Source organism: Streptomyces sp. NPDC059142, assembly GCF_042755665.1.
Taxonomy (GTDB): Bacteria; Actinomycetota; Actinomycetes; order Streptomycetales; family Streptomycetaceae; genus Streptomyces.
Genome location: NZ_JBHZDA010000076.1, coordinates 1 through 15,335, shown reverse-complemented (window position 1 = coordinate 15,335; position 15,335 = coordinate 1). Strand labels below are relative to the sequence as shown.

Annotated in this window: 13 protein-coding genes; 9 read left to right on the top strand and 4 right to left on the bottom strand. The window is 72.2% G+C overall.

Annotated features, from left to right (window positions below):
* Window positions 1-109: 109 nt before the first annotated feature.
* Window positions 110-736 (bottom strand): LytR C-terminal domain-containing protein, encoded by a 627-nt coding sequence (locus tag ACFXPK_RS24105; RefSeq protein ID WP_384996981.1) that lies wholly within the window; start codon window positions 734-736, stop codon window positions 110-112.
* 124 nt (window positions 737-860) lie between these two features.
* Entirely contained in the window at window positions 861-1,163 is a 303-nt protein-coding gene (locus ACFXPK_RS24100) for a type II toxin-antitoxin system VapB family antitoxin (protein WP_329827479.1), read from the bottom strand.
* An 819-nt stretch (window positions 1,164-1,982) separates the two neighbouring features.
* Here ACFXPK_RS24100 and ACFXPK_RS24095 point away from each other — a divergent pair.
* The 3 genes from ACFXPK_RS24095 (at window position 1,983) to ACFXPK_RS24085 (ending at window position 3,928) form a co-directional block, all read left to right on the top strand.
* Window positions 1,983-2,930: a Scr1 family TA system antitoxin-like transcriptional regulator gene (locus tag ACFXPK_RS24095; RefSeq protein WP_384996982.1), complete on the top strand. Its 948-nt coding sequence runs from the start codon at window positions 1,983-1,985 to the stop codon at window positions 2,928-2,930.
* Entirely contained in the window at window positions 2,887-3,018 is a 132-nt protein-coding gene (locus ACFXPK_RS24090; RefSeq protein ID WP_384996984.1) for a DUF397 domain-containing protein, read from the top strand. The genes ACFXPK_RS24095 and ACFXPK_RS24090 overlap by 44 nt, the downstream gene beginning before the upstream one ends.
* Before the next feature lie 127 nt (window positions 3,019-3,145).
* Window positions 3,146-3,928 (top strand): VOC family protein, encoded by a 783-nt coding sequence (locus tag ACFXPK_RS24085; protein ID WP_384996986.1) that lies wholly within the window; start codon window positions 3,146-3,148, stop codon window positions 3,926-3,928.
* A gap of 127 nt (window positions 3,929-4,055) precedes the next feature.
* Here ACFXPK_RS24085 and ACFXPK_RS24080 read toward each other — a convergent pair whose 3' ends face one another.
* On the bottom strand, window positions 4,056-5,600 hold the full coding sequence (locus ACFXPK_RS24080) for a M28 family metallopeptidase (protein WP_385078498.1): 1,545 nt from the start codon (window positions 5,598-5,600) through the stop codon (window positions 4,056-4,058).
* Between the two features lie 151 nt (window positions 5,601-5,751).
* The gene (locus ACFXPK_RS24075) at window positions 5,752-6,411 is read right to left on the bottom strand and encodes an HhH-GPD-type base excision DNA repair protein (RefSeq protein ID WP_384996988.1); all 660 of its coding nucleotides are present in this window, start codon (window positions 6,409-6,411) and stop codon (window positions 5,752-5,754) included.
* 156 nt (window positions 6,412-6,567) lie between these two features.
* Here ACFXPK_RS24075 and ACFXPK_RS24070 point away from each other — a divergent pair, with 156 nt between their 5' ends.
* The 6 genes from ACFXPK_RS24070 to ACFXPK_RS24045 all read left to right on the top strand — a co-directional run.
* Window positions 6,568-8,907, top strand: a complete 2,340-nt coding sequence (locus ACFXPK_RS24070) for a germacradienol/geosmin synthase (RefSeq protein WP_385078469.1) — start codon at window positions 6,568-6,570, stop codon at window positions 8,905-8,907.
* 490 nt (window positions 8,908-9,397) lie between these two features.
* The gene (locus ACFXPK_RS24065) at window positions 9,398-10,435 is read left to right on the top strand and encodes a 3-oxoacyl-[acyl-carrier-protein] synthase III C-terminal domain-containing protein (RefSeq protein ID WP_385078496.1); all 1,038 of its coding nucleotides are present in this window, start codon (window positions 9,398-9,400) and stop codon (window positions 10,433-10,435) included.
* Complete coding sequence (locus ACFXPK_RS24060) at window positions 10,419-11,777, top strand: beta-ketoacyl-[acyl-carrier-protein] synthase family protein (protein WP_385078467.1); 1,359 nt, start codon at window positions 10,419-10,421, stop codon at window positions 11,775-11,777. Before ACFXPK_RS24065 ends, ACFXPK_RS24060 begins: the two co-directional genes overlap by 17 nt.
* Before the next feature lie 133 nt (window positions 11,778-11,910).
* The gene (locus tag ACFXPK_RS24055; protein ID WP_385078465.1) at window positions 11,911-14,109 is read left to right on the top strand and encodes an acyl-CoA dehydrogenase; all 2,199 of its coding nucleotides are present in this window, start codon (window positions 11,911-11,913) and stop codon (window positions 14,107-14,109) included.
* Between the two features lie 40 nt (window positions 14,110-14,149).
* On the top strand, window positions 14,150-14,407 hold the full coding sequence (locus ACFXPK_RS24050; RefSeq protein WP_384996998.1) for an acyl carrier protein: 258 nt from the start codon (window positions 14,150-14,152) through the stop codon (window positions 14,405-14,407).
* Window positions 14,404-15,335, top strand: a 932-nt coding sequence (locus ACFXPK_RS24045; RefSeq protein ID WP_385078462.1) for a beta-ketoacyl-[acyl-carrier-protein] synthase family protein, incomplete at its 3' end; no start/stop codon positions are given. The genes ACFXPK_RS24050 and ACFXPK_RS24045, both read left to right, overlap by 4 nt.

Genomic DNA, 15,335 nt, shown 5'->3' with positions numbered 1-15,335 from the left:
CCGTATTACCGCCACCGTCTCGTGCCCCCCCGGGCCCCCACCCCCGAAGCCGCCCGGCAAACCCACTCCCCGGGGGTGCCCCCCCCTTGGGGCGGCCACGCCCTTGTCGTCAGCAGGACGGTGCCGCCGCCGGGGCGCTCAGCGTGGCCAGTGCCTGGTCCGCGTCCTTCTGGACGTTCAGTGTCTTGAAGGCCGAGCCGATGATCAGGTCGACGTCCTTCGTCGTACGGGTGTCGGCCTTGGGTGTGGCGCCCTTGAGCTGGGTCCCGAGGACGGTGAGGGCGCCGTCCATGTCGCTCGTGGCGCCGAGGAGCACTCCGGCGCCCGGGACCTTCTTGTCGTACGTCTCGGGGGCGTTGCCCACCTTGCCGATGACGAAGCCGCGTTTCCTCAGCTCGTCCGCGGTGGTCTTGGCGAGGCCGCCGCGCGGGGTCGCGTTGTAGACGTTGACCGTGATGTCGCCCGGTCGGGGGAGCGCCTGCGCGGGGGCCGTGGGGGTGGGGGACGGCGTGCAGTCGGGTGCGGCCCGCTCGCCCGCGGTCGTGGTCTTCGTGCTGTCGCCGGAGAAGACGTCGATGAGCTGGAGCGTTCCCCAGCCGGCCAGGCCGAGGGCGGCGACGGCGGCGACGGCCGCGAGCACGATCCTGCGGCGGTGACGGGGGCGGCGCATACGGGGGTACTTGGATCCCGTGATGCGGTATTTTCCGCCCATGCCGTTGGGAGTGAGCATGCTCATGAGCGCAGCGTAGTGCGCGCCGTGTGTGTTTCCTACTAAATGATCAACCGTTCGAGTGGTTGAGCGCAGGAAAGGGGCCGAAAGGGGCAGTGCGCGGGCGGTGCCGAGTTGCGGAACCGGACCGTCAGCCCATGTCCAGCTCCAGTACGCGCGCGTGGAGCACCTGGCGCTGCTGGAGCGCGGCGCGTACGGCGCGGTGCAGCCCGTCCTCCAGGTAGAGGTCGCCCTGCCACTTCACGACGTGCGCGAACAGGTCCCCGTAGAAGGTGGAGTCCTCGGCGAGCAGCGTCTCCAGGTCGAGCTGACCCTTCGTCGTCACGAGCTGATCGAGGCGGACCGGGCGCGGCGCGACGTCCGCCCACTGCCGGGTGCTTTCCCGGCCGTGGTCGGGATACGGCCTCCCGTTACCGATGCGCTTGAAGATCACACGGAAAGCCTACCGGGCAAGCGGCTCCGGGCGCAGCCATGGCGCAGGAGCGCAAAGGTCGCATTCGGCGTCAAAGGGGGAGCGAAGCCAGAGCGGAATCACCCCCTCCGCCCCGCTTGCCGGGCGCGTCGTGCCCGGTTCGCCGTGCGGACCTGCCCCGGAGGCCCGCCCTGGAGGCCCGTACCGGACCCTGCGCCGGAGCCCCGCGTGGGGTTCTAGACCGGTGGTGTGCCCGGCGGGGACTGGCGCTGCGGGTGGGACGGAAGGTGCGGGCCCGGGGGCGGGGAGAGCGGCGGGCGGCTCCGGCGGGCGCCCCGGCCGTCGCGCGCCGGTACTTTCACCCGTACGCGGCGCGGCATGAGCCCGAAGATTCCGAGCGGCGGAAAGAGATCGACCCGTCTCGGATAGTTCCCCTGTGCGCATTCGAGACAGAGGAGATCTCGCGTTCCGTCCGGTGTGGTGCGTACCGCTTCCACGCTGTTTCTCCAGCACGCCTCGCAGTACCAGCAATCCCTTTTCGACAGCAGCACGGTCGCCCTGGGCAAGAGGGTCCCCTTTCCTCGACGGAGTGCGTCCCGTTTCCGCAGAAACGGTCATTCGTGAAGCGGTCCGAACGGTCCGAACGGACGGGGAGGGGCGGTGCGCGCGAGGGGAACGGCGAGAGTCGCGGGGATAGGGATTGAGTTCGAATCGATGCGCATTGTCGTCCTCGGGGCGATACAACTACATTGCGTGTGACCAGCGTTGCCCTGCGCCAGGCGTGCGCGCAACGCCGTGTGCGTGCCAGACGGGATCTGTCACCTGAGGAAGGAAGGCCCAATGGGGCGACGCAATGCGGAAGGCGGGGAGAAGGCAGCCGGCACGGCGGCCGTATTCGGTGAAGTGCTGAAGCATTCACGGGACTCCGTCGGTCTCACCCAGGCGGGGCTCGCGGAGAGAGTGCCATGCGACAGGTCGTTCGTAGCACGGGTGGAGGCGGGCACGCGCGTTCCCGACGACAAGTTCACCGACACGTGTGATGTGGTTCTGCGGACCGGTGGGATCCTGCGCAAGCTCTGGGAAAGGATCGACTGGTATCCGGAGGTGGAGCACCCGGACTGGTTCAAGCGCCGTGCCGCCATGGACGCCCAGGCGGTGGCCCTGCGCGAGTACCAGAACCAGGTGATGCCCGGACTGCTCCAGACTGAGGACTACGCGCGCGACCTCTTCTCCCAGGTCGCCACCGGCGAGGAATTGGAGGAGATGGTCCGCGCGCGCCTCAGCCGGCAGCACCGGTTCCTTTCGACGGGTGGGCCGCTCCTCATTGCCGTTCTGGACGAAAGCTGTATCCGGAACGCCGTCTTCAGCGACGCCGTCATGCGGAATCAGTGCGCACATCTGCTCCGGGTGGGAAAGCTGCCCAACATTCGGGTGCAAGTCGTCCCGGCCAGCTCCCGGGGCGTCGTACGCCCCAGCACGTCCATGTCGCTCATCACCCTGCCCGACGGCCAGTTCCTGGTGTACTCGGAATCGCTCGACCGCGGGCACTTCAGCGACGATCCGGCGGTTACCGCCCGTCATGCGCAGTCCTATGATGTGCTCAGGGCGGATGCCCTGTCCGCTTCCGACTCTGCCGCGCTGATCCGTGACGCGATGGAAGGGTATGGCCACCATGAGGAACCGCGAAGTAACGGCGCCGGCGTGGGTCAAGAGCAGCTACAGCAGCAACAACGGCGGAAACTGCGTGGAAATAGGACTCGGTATCCCCGGATCCGTCCCTCTGCGTGACAGCAAGAGCGTCGAAGGTCCCGTACTCGTTTTCCGTACCGGTGTCTTCGACGCCTTCCTTTCGGGCGTCAAGAGACCCCCTCTTTGAGGGGGCGTCACCTCGACCGGCCTTCCGGCGTTTCGGCGCCGCCTTTCCGTTCCGTTCCGCCGTAATCTCTGGCCGAATCCCCAGGAATACCGGAACGCAGGAACACAGGAAAGGCAGGGTGCACCCCGTGCTCAGCACCGACTTCGTGACCGGCTCCCCCAACTGGCTCGATGTCGCCGCCCCCGACGTCGACGCCTCCGCCGCCTTCTACACCGCCGTTTTCGGCTGGACCTTTCGGCCGGCCGGACCGGACGCCGGGGGGTACGGCTTCTTCCAGCAGGAGAACAGGACGGTCGCGGCCCTCGGGCCCCTCACCGACAGCGGTGCCGAACCCGCCTGGTCCCTCTACTTCAAGAGCCCCGACGCCGACGCGACCGCCCGCTCCGTCACCGAGCACGGCGGCACCGTACGCGTCGCCCCCGCGGAGGTGATGGACGCCGGACGCATGGCGTGCTTCACCGACCCCCAGGGCGCGGACTTCGCCGTCTGGCAGCCCGTCTCCGTCCGCGGGCTGGAGGTCACCTGCGAGCGCGCCGCCCTGTGCTGGGCCGAGCTGGGGACGACCGACGCCGCGGGCGCGCTCGCCTTCTACCGGGCCGTCTTCGGCTGGCGCTTCCAGGAGTTCCCGGCGCCCGGCATGCCGTACACCGTGCTCTCCACCGGCGAGGGCGACCAGGAGGACGCCACGTTCGGCGGGGTGGCCCTCGCCGAGGGCGGTGAAGGGGCGCGCTGGCTGCCGTACTTCGGCCTCGACGACACCGACGCGCTGGTCGCTGCGGTGACGGAGCACGGCGGCTCCGTCGTCATGCCCGCCACGGACGTGCCCGACGTCGGCCGCATCGCGCACCTCGCCGACCCCTTCGGCGCGCGCTTCGCGGTCATCACGCCCGCCCCGCAGCGGGAGGCGTAGAGGCCGCGGAGAGGCGGAGGGGCGGAGAGAGGCCGCGGAGAGGCGGAGAGGCACAGAGGCGCGGGGACAACGGCGGCAGGGCACGCCGTGTTCTCCACGGCGTGCCCTGTTCGCGTCCCTCCGGTGATCACGACGCCGGAGTGTGCCCCTTGTCGCGCGCCGTCGCCTTCACGGCGGACTTCGCCGGCTGCTCCGCCTGCGCGCTCCCCGCCGTCGCCGGCTTCTTCAGCGAGGTCAGGTCGTGGGCGTACGTCCCCACCGCGTTCGCGATCACGTCGACATTGGTGTCGAAGGCCCGCATGCTGATGTTGGAGAGGTCGTCGCAGGCCGCGTGGTAGCACGGGTCGTACGCCACGCCCGCCTCGCCTCCGTACCGCGCCGCCTGCTCCGGCGACTTGATGCCCTCCGCGCCGGTGAACGTGCCGCCCGAGGCGATGCCCGCGTCCATGAAGGGGCCGTAGTCGGAGCGGCCGTCGAAGTCGGTGCCCTCGTGCGGAACGTTTCTGCTGTCGAGGAAGTCGGTGATGCCCTTCTCGATCTGCGCCGAGCCCTCGGGGCCGGGGCCCGCGCCCACGCCGTCCGAGTCGTCACCGTCGTACACGAACTGGACGGGGTTCGGCGAGGCGATCATGTCGAAGTTCAGATAGAGCGAGATGTCCGCGCGCTGCCGGTCGGTGAGCTTCCCGACGTACGACTCGGCGCCCAGCAGCCCCAGTTCCTCCGCCGACCACCACGCGAAGCGCACCTTGTTCGCCGGCCGGTCGTGCGTCCCGGCGAGCTTGAGCGCGACCTCCAGCAGCCCCGCCGAGCCGGAGCCGTTGTCGTTGATGCCGGGGCCGTCGGTCACCGAGTCGAGGTGGGCGCCGAGCATCACCGTACGGTCGGACCTGCCGCCCCTGGTCTCGGCGATCACATTGCGGGTGGTGCGCTCCTCCTGGAGCTGGCGCACGTCCAGGGAGACCGTCACGGGACCGGCGGCCACCTCGGCGGCCAGCGCCTCGCCCGCCTCCCGGGTGACGCCCCCGGTGGGGATCACGCCCGCCTCGGGGCCGCCGAGCGTGCCGTTGAGCGCCCCGTCGGTGTTGTTGTAGACGATCGCGGCGACCGCGCCCGCGGCGCCCGCCTCCCGCTGCTTGTCGGCGAAGGAGCAGCCGCCGCGCTGGATCAGCGCGACCTTGCCCGTGTAGTCGGCGGAGGCGTAGTCGGACGCCTCGCACCCGGTCGTCGCGTCGAGCGGTACGGCGGCCAGCCCGGCCTGTACGCCGCCCTCCGGGGTGGACTTCGTGTACGACATGGCGGTGATGGTGACATCGCGCTGGGCGGGCGCGGTGACCGTCAGCTTCTCGGCGAGGGTCTCGATGTACGTGATGTCGAAGGTGTCGTACGAGACCTGGTAGCCGGCCTTCTTGAGCTGGCCGTACACATAGGCGGCCGAGGCGTCGTGGCCGGTCGTGCCGGCCGCGCGGTTGCCGTTCGACTCCTCCGCGATCTGCTGGAACCTCTCCAGATGGCGGTACGCGTCCTTCGCGGAGGCCGAACGCACCAGCTTCTTCGAGAGTTTCGCGGCGTTCCGCGCGGCTTCCCTCGCCGGGTCGTGCGCGCGGGCGCCGGCGGGGGAGGCGGCGGAGAGCAGAAGCGGGGCGGCGAGCGCGGTGGCGGCTGCGACGGCCATGAGTCTGCGGGACGTTGCGATCACAAGGGTCCTTCCGGTGCGAACGAATGTGAGCGAATGTCGGAGAAAAGTAGCGAGCGCCGCGTCATCTGGGAACAGGCGGAGCCCAGTTCGCGGAAGGTCGCGATCGGTGACGACCCGCCCGCGCGGCTCAGCGCCCCGTGGCCGGCTTCGTCGGTTCCGTCGCCCCGGACGCCTTCGCCGGCTTCGTCGGCTTCACTGCCTTCACCGGCTTCGCCGCTCTGGCCGCGCGCTTCGCCTCCTGCTTGAACGCCCGTACCTTCGCGAGCGATTCGGGTCCGGTGATGTCCGCCGCCGAGCGGTACGCCCCCTCGTCGCCGTACGCGCCCGCCGCCGCGCGCCAGCCCTCCGGCCGTACGCCGAACTGCTTGCCCAGCAGCGCCAGGAAGATCTGCGCCTTCTGCTTCCCGAAGCCGGGCAGCTCGTTGAGGCGCTCCCGTACCTCCGCGCCGGTCGGGACGGAGCGCCAGACCGCCGTGGGGTCGCCGTCGTAGTGGTCGACCAGGTACTGGCAGAGCTGCTGCACGCGCCGGGCCATCGACCCCGGGTAGCGGTGCACGGCGGGCTTGTCGGAGAGCAGGGCGGCGAAGGCGTCGGGGTCGTACGCGGCGATCGCGTGCGCGTCGAGGTCGTCGGCGCCCATCCGGACGGCGATGGTGTACGGGCCGGAGAACGCCCACTCCATCGGGACCTGCTGGTCCAGCAACATGCCGACCAGGGCGGCCAGGGGGCTGCGGCCGAGCAGTGCGTCGGCCTCGGGCTGCTGTGCGAGGTGGATGGTGGCGCTCATGGGCCGATGATCACCCGGGGGCGCCGGGACACGTGGACAACACGCGCTGACGATGTGCTCATATGACTATTTTGTGGTCCGTATGGGCGAGCGGGCGGACGGGTAGATCGCGGTGCAGGCTCACCCGCCCGTGCTTTCGTGAAAGGCCGCTCAACCGTGACACACCCCTTTGAACTGCCGGATTTCTACCTGGCCTATCCGGCCCGGCTCAGTCCGCACCTGGAGGAGGCCAGGGAGCACTCCAAGAAGTGGGCCAGGGAGATGGGCATGCTGGAGGGCTCGGGCGTCTGGGAGGAGCACGACCTCGACTCCCACGACTACGCGCTGCTGTGCGCCTACACCCATCCCGACTGCGACGGACCGGCGTTGTCGCTGGTCACCGACTGGTACGTGTGGGTCTTCTTCTTCGACGACCACTTCCTGGAGGTCTACAAACGGCCCCAGGACCGCGAGGGCGGCAAGGCGTATCTCGAACGGCTCGCGGCCTTCATGCCGATGGACCTGTCGGCCGGATTCCCCGAGCCGGCCAACCCCGTCGAGGCGGGGCTCGCCGATCTCTGGGCGCGCACGGTCCCGAGCATGTCCATGGAGTGGCGGCGGCGGTTCGCCGAGTCGACGGAGAACCTGCTCAACGAGTCCGACTGGGAACTGGCGAACATCAACGCGGAGCGGGTCGCGAACCCCGTCGAGTACATCGAGATGCGCCGCAAGGTGGGCGGGGCGCCCTGGTCGGCGGGGCTCGTCGAGTACGCGGCGCGCGCCGAAGTCCCCGCCGCCATCGCGGACTCCCGGCCGCTGCGGGTGCTGAAGGAGGCGTTCTCGGACGCGGTCCATCTGCGCAACGACCTCTTCTCGTACGAGCGGGAGATCGAGGAGGAGGGCGAGCTGAGCAACGGCGTGCTCGTCCTGGAGACCTTCCTCGGCTGTACGACGCAGGAGGCGGCGGACGCGGTCAACGACCTGCTCACCTCCCGGGTCCAGCAGTTCGAGAACACCGCGCTCACCGAGCTGGGGCCGCTCTTCGCGGAGCGGGGGCTCGGACCGCGGGAGTGCGCCGACACGCTCGCGTACGTGAAGGGGCTCCAGGACTGGCAGTCGGGCGGCCACGAGTGGCACATGCGCTCCAGTCGCTACATGAACGGTGCGGGCGAGGAACCGCCGGCGGAGGAGGGCGGCGCCCCCGGAGCCGGGCTGTCGTTCTCCCTGACGCCCGTCGGGCTCGGTACGGCCGCCGCCGACATCGCGCGCGCCATGGGGCTGGGGACGATCACCCCCCGGAGCGTCCTCGCGGGCGGGGAGGCGCGGCTGCGCAGCCACAGCCATGTGCCCTTCCAGCACGTCGGGCCCTCTCTGCTGCCCGACTTCGAGATGCCGTTCGCGCTCTCGCTCAGCCCGCATCTCGGCCGCTCCCGTGAGCATGTGGTCGAGTGGGCCCGGCGGATGGGGCTCCTGGAGGCGCAGCCGGGGCTGCCGGGATCCGGTGTCTGGGACGAGGAGCGGCTGCGCAGAATCGATCTGCCGCTCTGCTCCGCCGGTATCCATCCGGACGCCACCCCGGAGGAGCTGGACCTGACGTCGGACTGGCTGACCTGGGGGACGTACGGGGACGACTACTTCCCCGCCGTCTACGGCAACATCCGTGATCTCGCGGGCGCCAGGGCGTGCAACGCGCGGCTCTCCCTCTTCATGCCGGTCGACCTGTCGCCGCCACCGCCGCCGGCCACCGGGCTGGAGCGCGGGCTGGCCGATCTGTGGATCCGTACGGCGGGCCCCCTGGAGGAGTCCGCGCGGCGCGTGTTCCGCACGGCGGTCGAGGACATGACGGCGTCGTGGCTGTGGGAGCTGGCCAACCAGGCGCAGAACCGTATCCCCGACCCCGTCGACTACATGGAGATGCGCCGCGCGACCTTCGGCTCGGACATGACGATGGCGCTGTCCCGGCTGGGCCGGGGCGGTCGGGTGCCGCCGGAGCTGTACCGGACGGGGCCGATGAGGTCCCTGGAGAAGGCGGCGCAGGACTACGCGTGTCTGCTCAACGACGTCTTCTCGTACCAGAAGGAGATCGAGTTCGAGGGCGAGGTGCACAACAGCGTGCTCGTCGTGCAGAACTTCTTCCACTGCGACTACCCGACCGCGCTGTCCGTCGTGGACGATCTGATGAGGTCGCGGATGCGTCAGTTCCAGCATGTGGTGGCGGAGGAACTTCCCGTGCTGTACGACGACTTCGGGCTGGACGACGACGTCAGACGCGTACTGGACGGCTATGTGCGCGAGTTGGAGAACTGGCTCGCGGGGATCCTCAACTGGCACCACGGCTGCCGGCGTTACAAGGAGCACGAACTCCTGGCGGAACGGGCCGGATCCGCCCGGTGGTTGCCTCCGGCCCCGGCCGGGATCGGTGTCTCGGCGGCGCGGGTGCGGCTGCCGGGCTGGGCGCCGACGAGCGGGCCCGTGCGCGCCGCGATCCCGTCCGTTGTCCCCCGAATGGCCCAGTAACCCCCCTGCCCGGCAGGGAGTTTGACATCCGGTCGACGTGGTCGACGCCGATCGTCGACCGGATGGGGGGCCTTGAGTGGCGAGCGGGCAGGCCCGGGGGGCCCGGGGTGCGCGGACGGCGGTGCTGGAGGCCGTCGCCGGATGGGTCCCGGGCGAGCCGGTCCGCAACGAGGCACTGCCCGCCGCGTGGGGCGTGGACGACCAGTGGGTCCGTACGCGTACGGGGATCGCGTCCCGCCACCGCGCCGGGCCGGGGACGGCGACCGGGGACCTGGCGTACGAGGCGGCGCGGCTGCTGATCGGCGACGCGGGCGGCGGCGTCGTCCCGGCGGGCCCGGTGGCCCGGCGCGGCTCCGGGGCGCACCGGGGGTACGGCGCGCGCGGCGGCCTCGCGGGCTCCGGATTCCACGGGGGCCTCGTCGGCGCCGGGATCCACGGGGGTCCGGAGGATTCCGGGGCGGGCTGTGAACGCGCCGGGTGCGGTGCGGCGGTGGACCGGGCGGTGGACGGTGTCGACGCCGTGGACGCCGTCGTGCTGGCCACGGCCACCCCCGACCACCCCTGTCCCGCGACCGCGCCCGAACTGGCGGCGCGGCTGGGGCTCGGCGCGGTGCCCGCGTTCGATCTGGGCGCCGTGTGCAGCGGCTTCGTCTACGGCCTCGCCGTCTGCCACGGGCTGGTGGTGTCCGGGCTGTACGACCGGGTGCTGCTGGTGGGCGCGGACACCTACTCGACCTGGCTGGACCCCCGGGACCGGTCGGCGGGCGTGGTGTTCGGGGACGGCGCGGGGGCGGCGCTGATCGCCGCCGGCAGAACCGGTTCCCCTGGCGAGTTGCTCGGGTTCGACCTGGGCAGCGACGGCGCGGGGCGCGAGCTGATCACCGTGGCGGGGGGCGGCTCGCGGTCCCGCTCCCGGACCGGGCCCCCGGATCCGGAGCGGTCCGTTCCGGGACAGGCGGCCGGGGGCGACGCGGCGGGGCAGGCGGCCGGGACCGGGGCGGCAGGTCCGGTGGCCGGGACCCGTACGGCAGGCCAGTCGGCCGGGGCCGGTACGGCAGTTCCGGCGGCCGGGGCCGGTGCGGCGGGCCAGGCGGCCGGGGGCGACGCGTTCTTCCGGATGCGCGGCCGGGCCGTCTACCAGCACGCGGTCGAGCGGATGACGGGCTCCTGCCGGTCGCTGCTGACCACCGTGGGCTGGGACGCGGCCCAGGTGGACCACTTCGTGCCGCACCAGGCCAACGCCCGCATCCTGCGGGCCGTCGCCGACCGGGTGGGGATCGGCGCGGACCGCTGCGTCACCCACCTCGACCGCGTCGGCAACACCGGCGCGGCCTCCATCCCCCTGGCCCTGGCGGACGCGGCGGCGCGGGGCCGGTTCCGCGCGGGCGACCGCGTGCTGCTCACCGCTTTCGGCGGCGGCCTCACCTGGGGGACGGCGGCCCTGAGCTGGCCCGGAACCGTACGGGCCGCGCCTCTCGACGGAAGGTACGCACCATGGGAAGGAACGCATCATGACGGGGACGGCTGAGCGGGCGGCGCGGGCCGGGGTGGCGGTGACCGGGCTCGGGGTGGTGACGCCCGCGGGCATCGGTGAGCCGGCCTTCTGGGCGGGGCTCTGCGCGGGACGCTCCGTCGCCCGGCGCCGCCCCGAACTAGCGGGCATGCCGGTCGACTTCGTGTGCGCGATCGGTGACCCGGGGGAGGCGCAGGGCGAGCCGCCCGAACCGGTGTCGCCGCCCGCCCCGGGCCCCGGCATCCCGTACACCTCAGGGACCCCCCGCGCCCCACGGGGTCCGTCGTACAGCGTGCTCGACGTGGACACGGCGGTGGGCGGGCGCTCCGTGTGGCGGATGGCGCGGTTCGTGAAGCTGGCGCTGATCGCGGCGCGGCAGGCGGTCGCGGACGCCGGGCTCTCCCCCGACACCTGGGACGGCGGCCGGGTCGGCGTGGTCCTCGGCGTCGGCGTGGGCGGGGTCTCCGTCCTCGCGGACAACGCGCTCAAGCTCCAGGCGCACGGGCCGCAGTCCGTCTCGCCGCTGCTGGTGCCGATGATGATCCCGAACGCGGCGGCCGGCGAGGTCGCCATCGCGCTCAAGGCCCGGGGGCCGAGCCTGGCCCCGGTGACCGCCTGCGCGTCCGGTGCGACCGCGCTCGTCGTCGCCCGTGACCTGCTGGTCGGCGGGCAGTGCGACGTGGTGGTCGCCGGGGGCGCCGAGTCCGTACTGACCCCGCTGGTGGTGACGGCGTTCGCGCGGATGGGCGCGCTGTCGACGCGTACGGACGATCCGGCGGGGGCGTCCCGGCCGTTCGCCGCCGACCGGGACGGGTTCGTCATCGGGGAGGGCGCCGGGATGCTCGTCCTGGAGCGGGAGGCGGACGCCCGCGCCCGGGGCCGGGTGCCGCGCGCGCTGCTGACCGGCGCGGGGTCGAGCACGGACGCGCACCATCCGACGGCGCCCGCGCCGGACGGCCGGATCGCGCAGGTGGCGGTGGAGACGGCGCTGCGGGAGGCCGGGTGGGGCGCGGGCGACGTCGAGCACGTCAACGCGCACGGCACCTCGACGCCGCTCAACGACGCCATGGAGGCGTCGCTGATCGAGCGGGTCTTCCCGCACGGGCCGCCGGTCACCGCCGCGAAGGGCGTGGTGGGGCACACGCTGGCGGCGGCGGGGGCGATCGAGGCGGTGGCGACCGTACTGACGCTGGAGACGGGGCTCATCCCGCCGATCGCCAATCTGGACGCGCCCGCCGTCGAGTTCGACCTCGACTGTGTGACGAAGGAGGCGCGGCGGCAGCGGGTGCGGAGCGCGATCAGCCACAGCTTCGGCTTCGGCGGACACAACGTCGCACTGGCGTTCGGGAGCGTCTGACGGGGCGCGGTACGGGCGGAACGCGCTGGTGGCGGACGCGCGGGGCGGATCGGCCGAACGAATGTCTTATGGCCCCGAGTGCGGCAAAGTCGTTTCTTCATCAACCGTCGCTCGTTCTTCTCAGGTGAGCGTAATGATCAACAGCGGTGCCGTGGACGTGGGGAAGACGACGGTGCGGCGGCTGACGCGCGTGCTGTACGGAGACGACTTCGAGCGGGAGCACGGACCATGGCGCCGGTTCGCCGCCGACGGCCTCTTCCGCGCCCGTCCTGACGCGCCCCCCGGGGAGCGGCTCTCCCTCGCGTACGAACGGCTGCGGGCGGTGAACGGCGCGATCGACAGCCCGGCCGCTCTGGCCGCCGACCCGCGCGGGGTCGCCGCGCTGCACGAGTGGCTGGCGCCGATCGACCCGTCCTTCACCACCGTGGCCGGCATCCACTACAACCTCTTCCTCGGCAGCCTCCTCGACCTCGACCACGCCGCCGACGGGGACCCCGGGGCGGCCGAGCGCGATCTCACGGAGTTCCTGACGCTGCGCCGTATCGGCACCTTCCTCTGTACGGAGGTGGCGCACGGCAACGACGCGGTCGCCCTGGAGACGACGGCCACCTACGACCGCGCCAGGGACGGCTTCGTGCTGCACACGCCGCACGCGGGCGCCCAGAAGTTCATGCCCAACACCAGCACCACGGGCGGCGCGAAGAGCGGGGTGGTGGCCGCCCGGCTGCTCGTGGACGGCGCCGACCACGGCGTCTTCCTCTTCCTGGCGCCGCTGACGGACGGCGCGCGCCCGCTGCCCGGGGTACGGGTGCGGCTGCTGCCCGAGCGGTTCGGCAGCCCGCTGGACCACTGCGTGACCTCGTTCGACCGGGTCTTCGTCGGGCGGGACGCGCTGCTGGGAGGGGTACGGGGACGGCTCGGCCAGGTCACCGGCGACGGCGCGTTCAGCAGCGCGGAACGCAACCGGAGGCGCCGCCTCCTGGTCTCGATCGGCCGGGTCAACGCCGGGAAGCTCTCGATGAGCGCGGGCGCCCTCGGCGGCGCGCGCGTCGCGCTGGCGCTGGCCGTACGGTACGGCGGGCACCGGCTGATCACGGGGCCCCGGGCGTCCGAGCGGGTGCCCGTCCTCGCGCACCGCAGCCACCACGGCCCGCTGACCGGGGGCCTGGCGACGGTCTTCGCGATGACGCTGCTGCACCGTAAGGTCGTCGACGCGTGGGAGGCGCGTACCGAGGAGAACCGGGGCGAGACCGAGCGGCTGGTGGCGGTCGCCAAGGGATGGATCACCTGGCGGGCGCGCGAGATCATCGTGGAGTGCCGTGAACGGTGCGGCGCCCAGGGGCTGTTGGAACACAACGGCATGACCGAGATGCTGGCGAACATCGAGGGCGCGATCACGGCGGAGGGCGACAACACCGCGATCTACGCGAAGGCGGCGGCGGAGCTGCTGTTCTCGGCGCGGATCCCGGCTCCGGGGACGGTCCCGGCGCCGGGCACCCGCCCCGACGCCGCCCGTGACGCCGCTCCCGACGGCGCCCGCAACGCCGATCCCGACGGCGCCCGTGACACGAACGCGGACGCGCACCCGGTGGTGGAGGCGGACCCGGACGCGGGCGCCGACCCCGGTGAATGTGACGCGAATTACGTCTCCCTGGAGCTGTCCGACACGGGCCATCTGGGTGATCTCCTGCTGGCGGTCGAGCAGTTGTGGCTCGACCGCGCCCGCCGCCGGATGGGCCGCGCCCCCCAGGGCGACCCCCTCGTCCGCTGGAACGCGGCGTCCGGAGCCGCGCTCCGCGCCGTCGAGGCGCACGCCTACCGGCGGGCCGCCGAGGCGTACACGGCGGCCGGGCGGAAGCTGAGGGAACGGGAGCGCGGGGATACGGAGCCGGGCGCGGAGCCCCGGTCCGCACCCTCCTCCGCGCCCGGCTCGGCGCCCGCCCTGCTGCGCTCGCTGCACCTGCTCTTCGCCCTCCAGTGGATCGACCGCAACAGCGGTGACCTGCTCGCCCACGGTCTGCTGGCCCCCCGGCACCTCGACGAACTCCCCGAGGCGATCGAGCGCCTCATCGCCGAGCTGGCCACGTACGCGCCCGCCCTCGTCGAATCCTTCGCACTGCCCGAGGAGATGCTCGCCGACCGCCCCATCGCCGGCCCCGGGTACACCGACGCGTACGACGACCCCGAGGGCGCGTGGACCGTCCCGGAGGCCCCGTCGCGGTGCTCGGCCTGTCACGGGACACCGCCCCCGTCTGTGCCCCTATCAGATCGGTTTCATGTTGTCCATCGGCTTTTGAGGTTTATCAACACTTTGAGAAACTTGCCGCACTGAGCCCTTTGAGCACCATGAGTACCTTTTGAAAGGACATGCCATGAATGCGACTTGCCAGGCGATCCATCCGAAGATCACGGAGGTCCTTGCCGAGACCTTCAAGGTGCCGGCCGTGGAGATCCACCCCGAAGCCACCATGGACAGCCTGGAGATGGACTCCCTCGCGGTCGCCGAGTTCGCCGTCATCATCAAGGAGAGGCTGGGCGTCGACGCCGACTCGGAGACGCTGCTCAAGGGCGCCACGCTCGCCGAGATCACCGCGTTCCTCGACCAGGCCGCCGTGGACGTCGGCCGATGACCGGTGCGGCCGGGCCCGCCGTCGCCATCACCGGTCTGGGGATGATGACCCCGGCCGGGAACGACACGGAGTCCACCTGGAACGGGGTGTGCGCGGGCGTGTCCCCCGCGCGTACGGTGCCCGAACTGCGGGGATGCGTCGTCGACTTCGCCTGTACGGTCGACGGCGTCGACCTGGACGCGGCGATCGGCGGGCGGACGGCCTTCCGGATGGGCCGGCATGTGAAGTTCGCGCTGCTCGCCGCGCGCGAGGCGGTCGCGGACGCCGGGCTCGACCCGCGGAGCTGGGACGGGACCCGGGTCGCCGTCGTCGTCGGGACGAGCAGCGGAGGTTCCGCGAGCGTGACGGAACAGGCCGTCGCGCTCGACCGGCGCGGCCCCGAGGCCATCTCAGCGACCGGGACCCTGCTGACCATCCCCAACATGGCGGCGGCCGAGATCGCCATCAAGATGCGGGCCACCGGGCCCAGCCTGGCGCCGTGCACCGCCTGTTCGACGGGGGTGACGGCGCTGTCCGTGGCGCGCGACCTGCTCGTCACCGGACAGTGCGACATCGCGGTGGCGGGCGCCACGGAGGCGACCGTCTTCCCGCTCGCCATGACCGGGTTCGCCCGGTCGGGCGCCGTCGCGCTCGCGGGCCCCGGCGACGACCCGGCGCGGCTCTGCCGCCCCTTCGCCGCGGACCGCGCGGGCCTGGTGATGGGCGAAGGCGCCGCGATCATGGTGCTGGAGCGGGAACGGGACGCGCGCTCGCGCGGCGCACGCCCCCGCGCCCTGCTCGCGGGCGTCGGCGCCACGACCGACGCCCACCACCCGACGAGCCCGCACCCCTCGGGCGCCGTCGCCCAGCGAGCCGTCGAGGTGGCGTTGCGCGACGCGGGCTGGCGCCCCGGCGACGTCGAACACGTCAACGCGCACGCCACCACGAC

What these genes read in the sequence shown, in the direction of transcription:
- ACFXPK_RS24105 (WP_384996981.1), bottom strand. Translation starts at nt 736, where the DNA reads ATGAGCATGCTCACTCCCAACGGCATGGGCGGAAAATACCGCATCACG.
- ACFXPK_RS24075 (WP_384996988.1), bottom strand. Translation starts at nt 6,411, where the DNA reads ATGAGCGCCACCATCCACCTCGCACAGCAGCCCGAGGCCGACGCACTG.
- ACFXPK_RS24050 (WP_384996998.1), top strand. Translation starts at nt 14,150, where the DNA reads ATGAATGCGACTTGCCAGGCGATCCATCCGAAGATCACGGAGGTCCTT.
- ACFXPK_RS24095 (WP_384996982.1), top strand. Translation starts at nt 1,983, where the DNA reads ATGGGGCGACGCAATGCGGAAGGCGGGGAGAAGGCAGCCGGCACGGCG.
- ACFXPK_RS24080 (WP_385078498.1), bottom strand. Translation starts at nt 5,600, where the DNA reads ATGGCCGTCGCAGCCGCCACCGCGCTCGCCGCCCCGCTTCTGCTCTCC.
- ACFXPK_RS24055 (WP_385078465.1), top strand. Translation starts at nt 11,911, where the DNA reads ATGATCAACAGCGGTGCCGTGGACGTGGGGAAGACGACGGTGCGGCGG.
- ACFXPK_RS24060 (WP_385078467.1), top strand. Translation starts at nt 10,419, where the DNA reads ATGACGGGGACGGCTGAGCGGGCGGCGCGGGCCGGGGTGGCGGTGACC.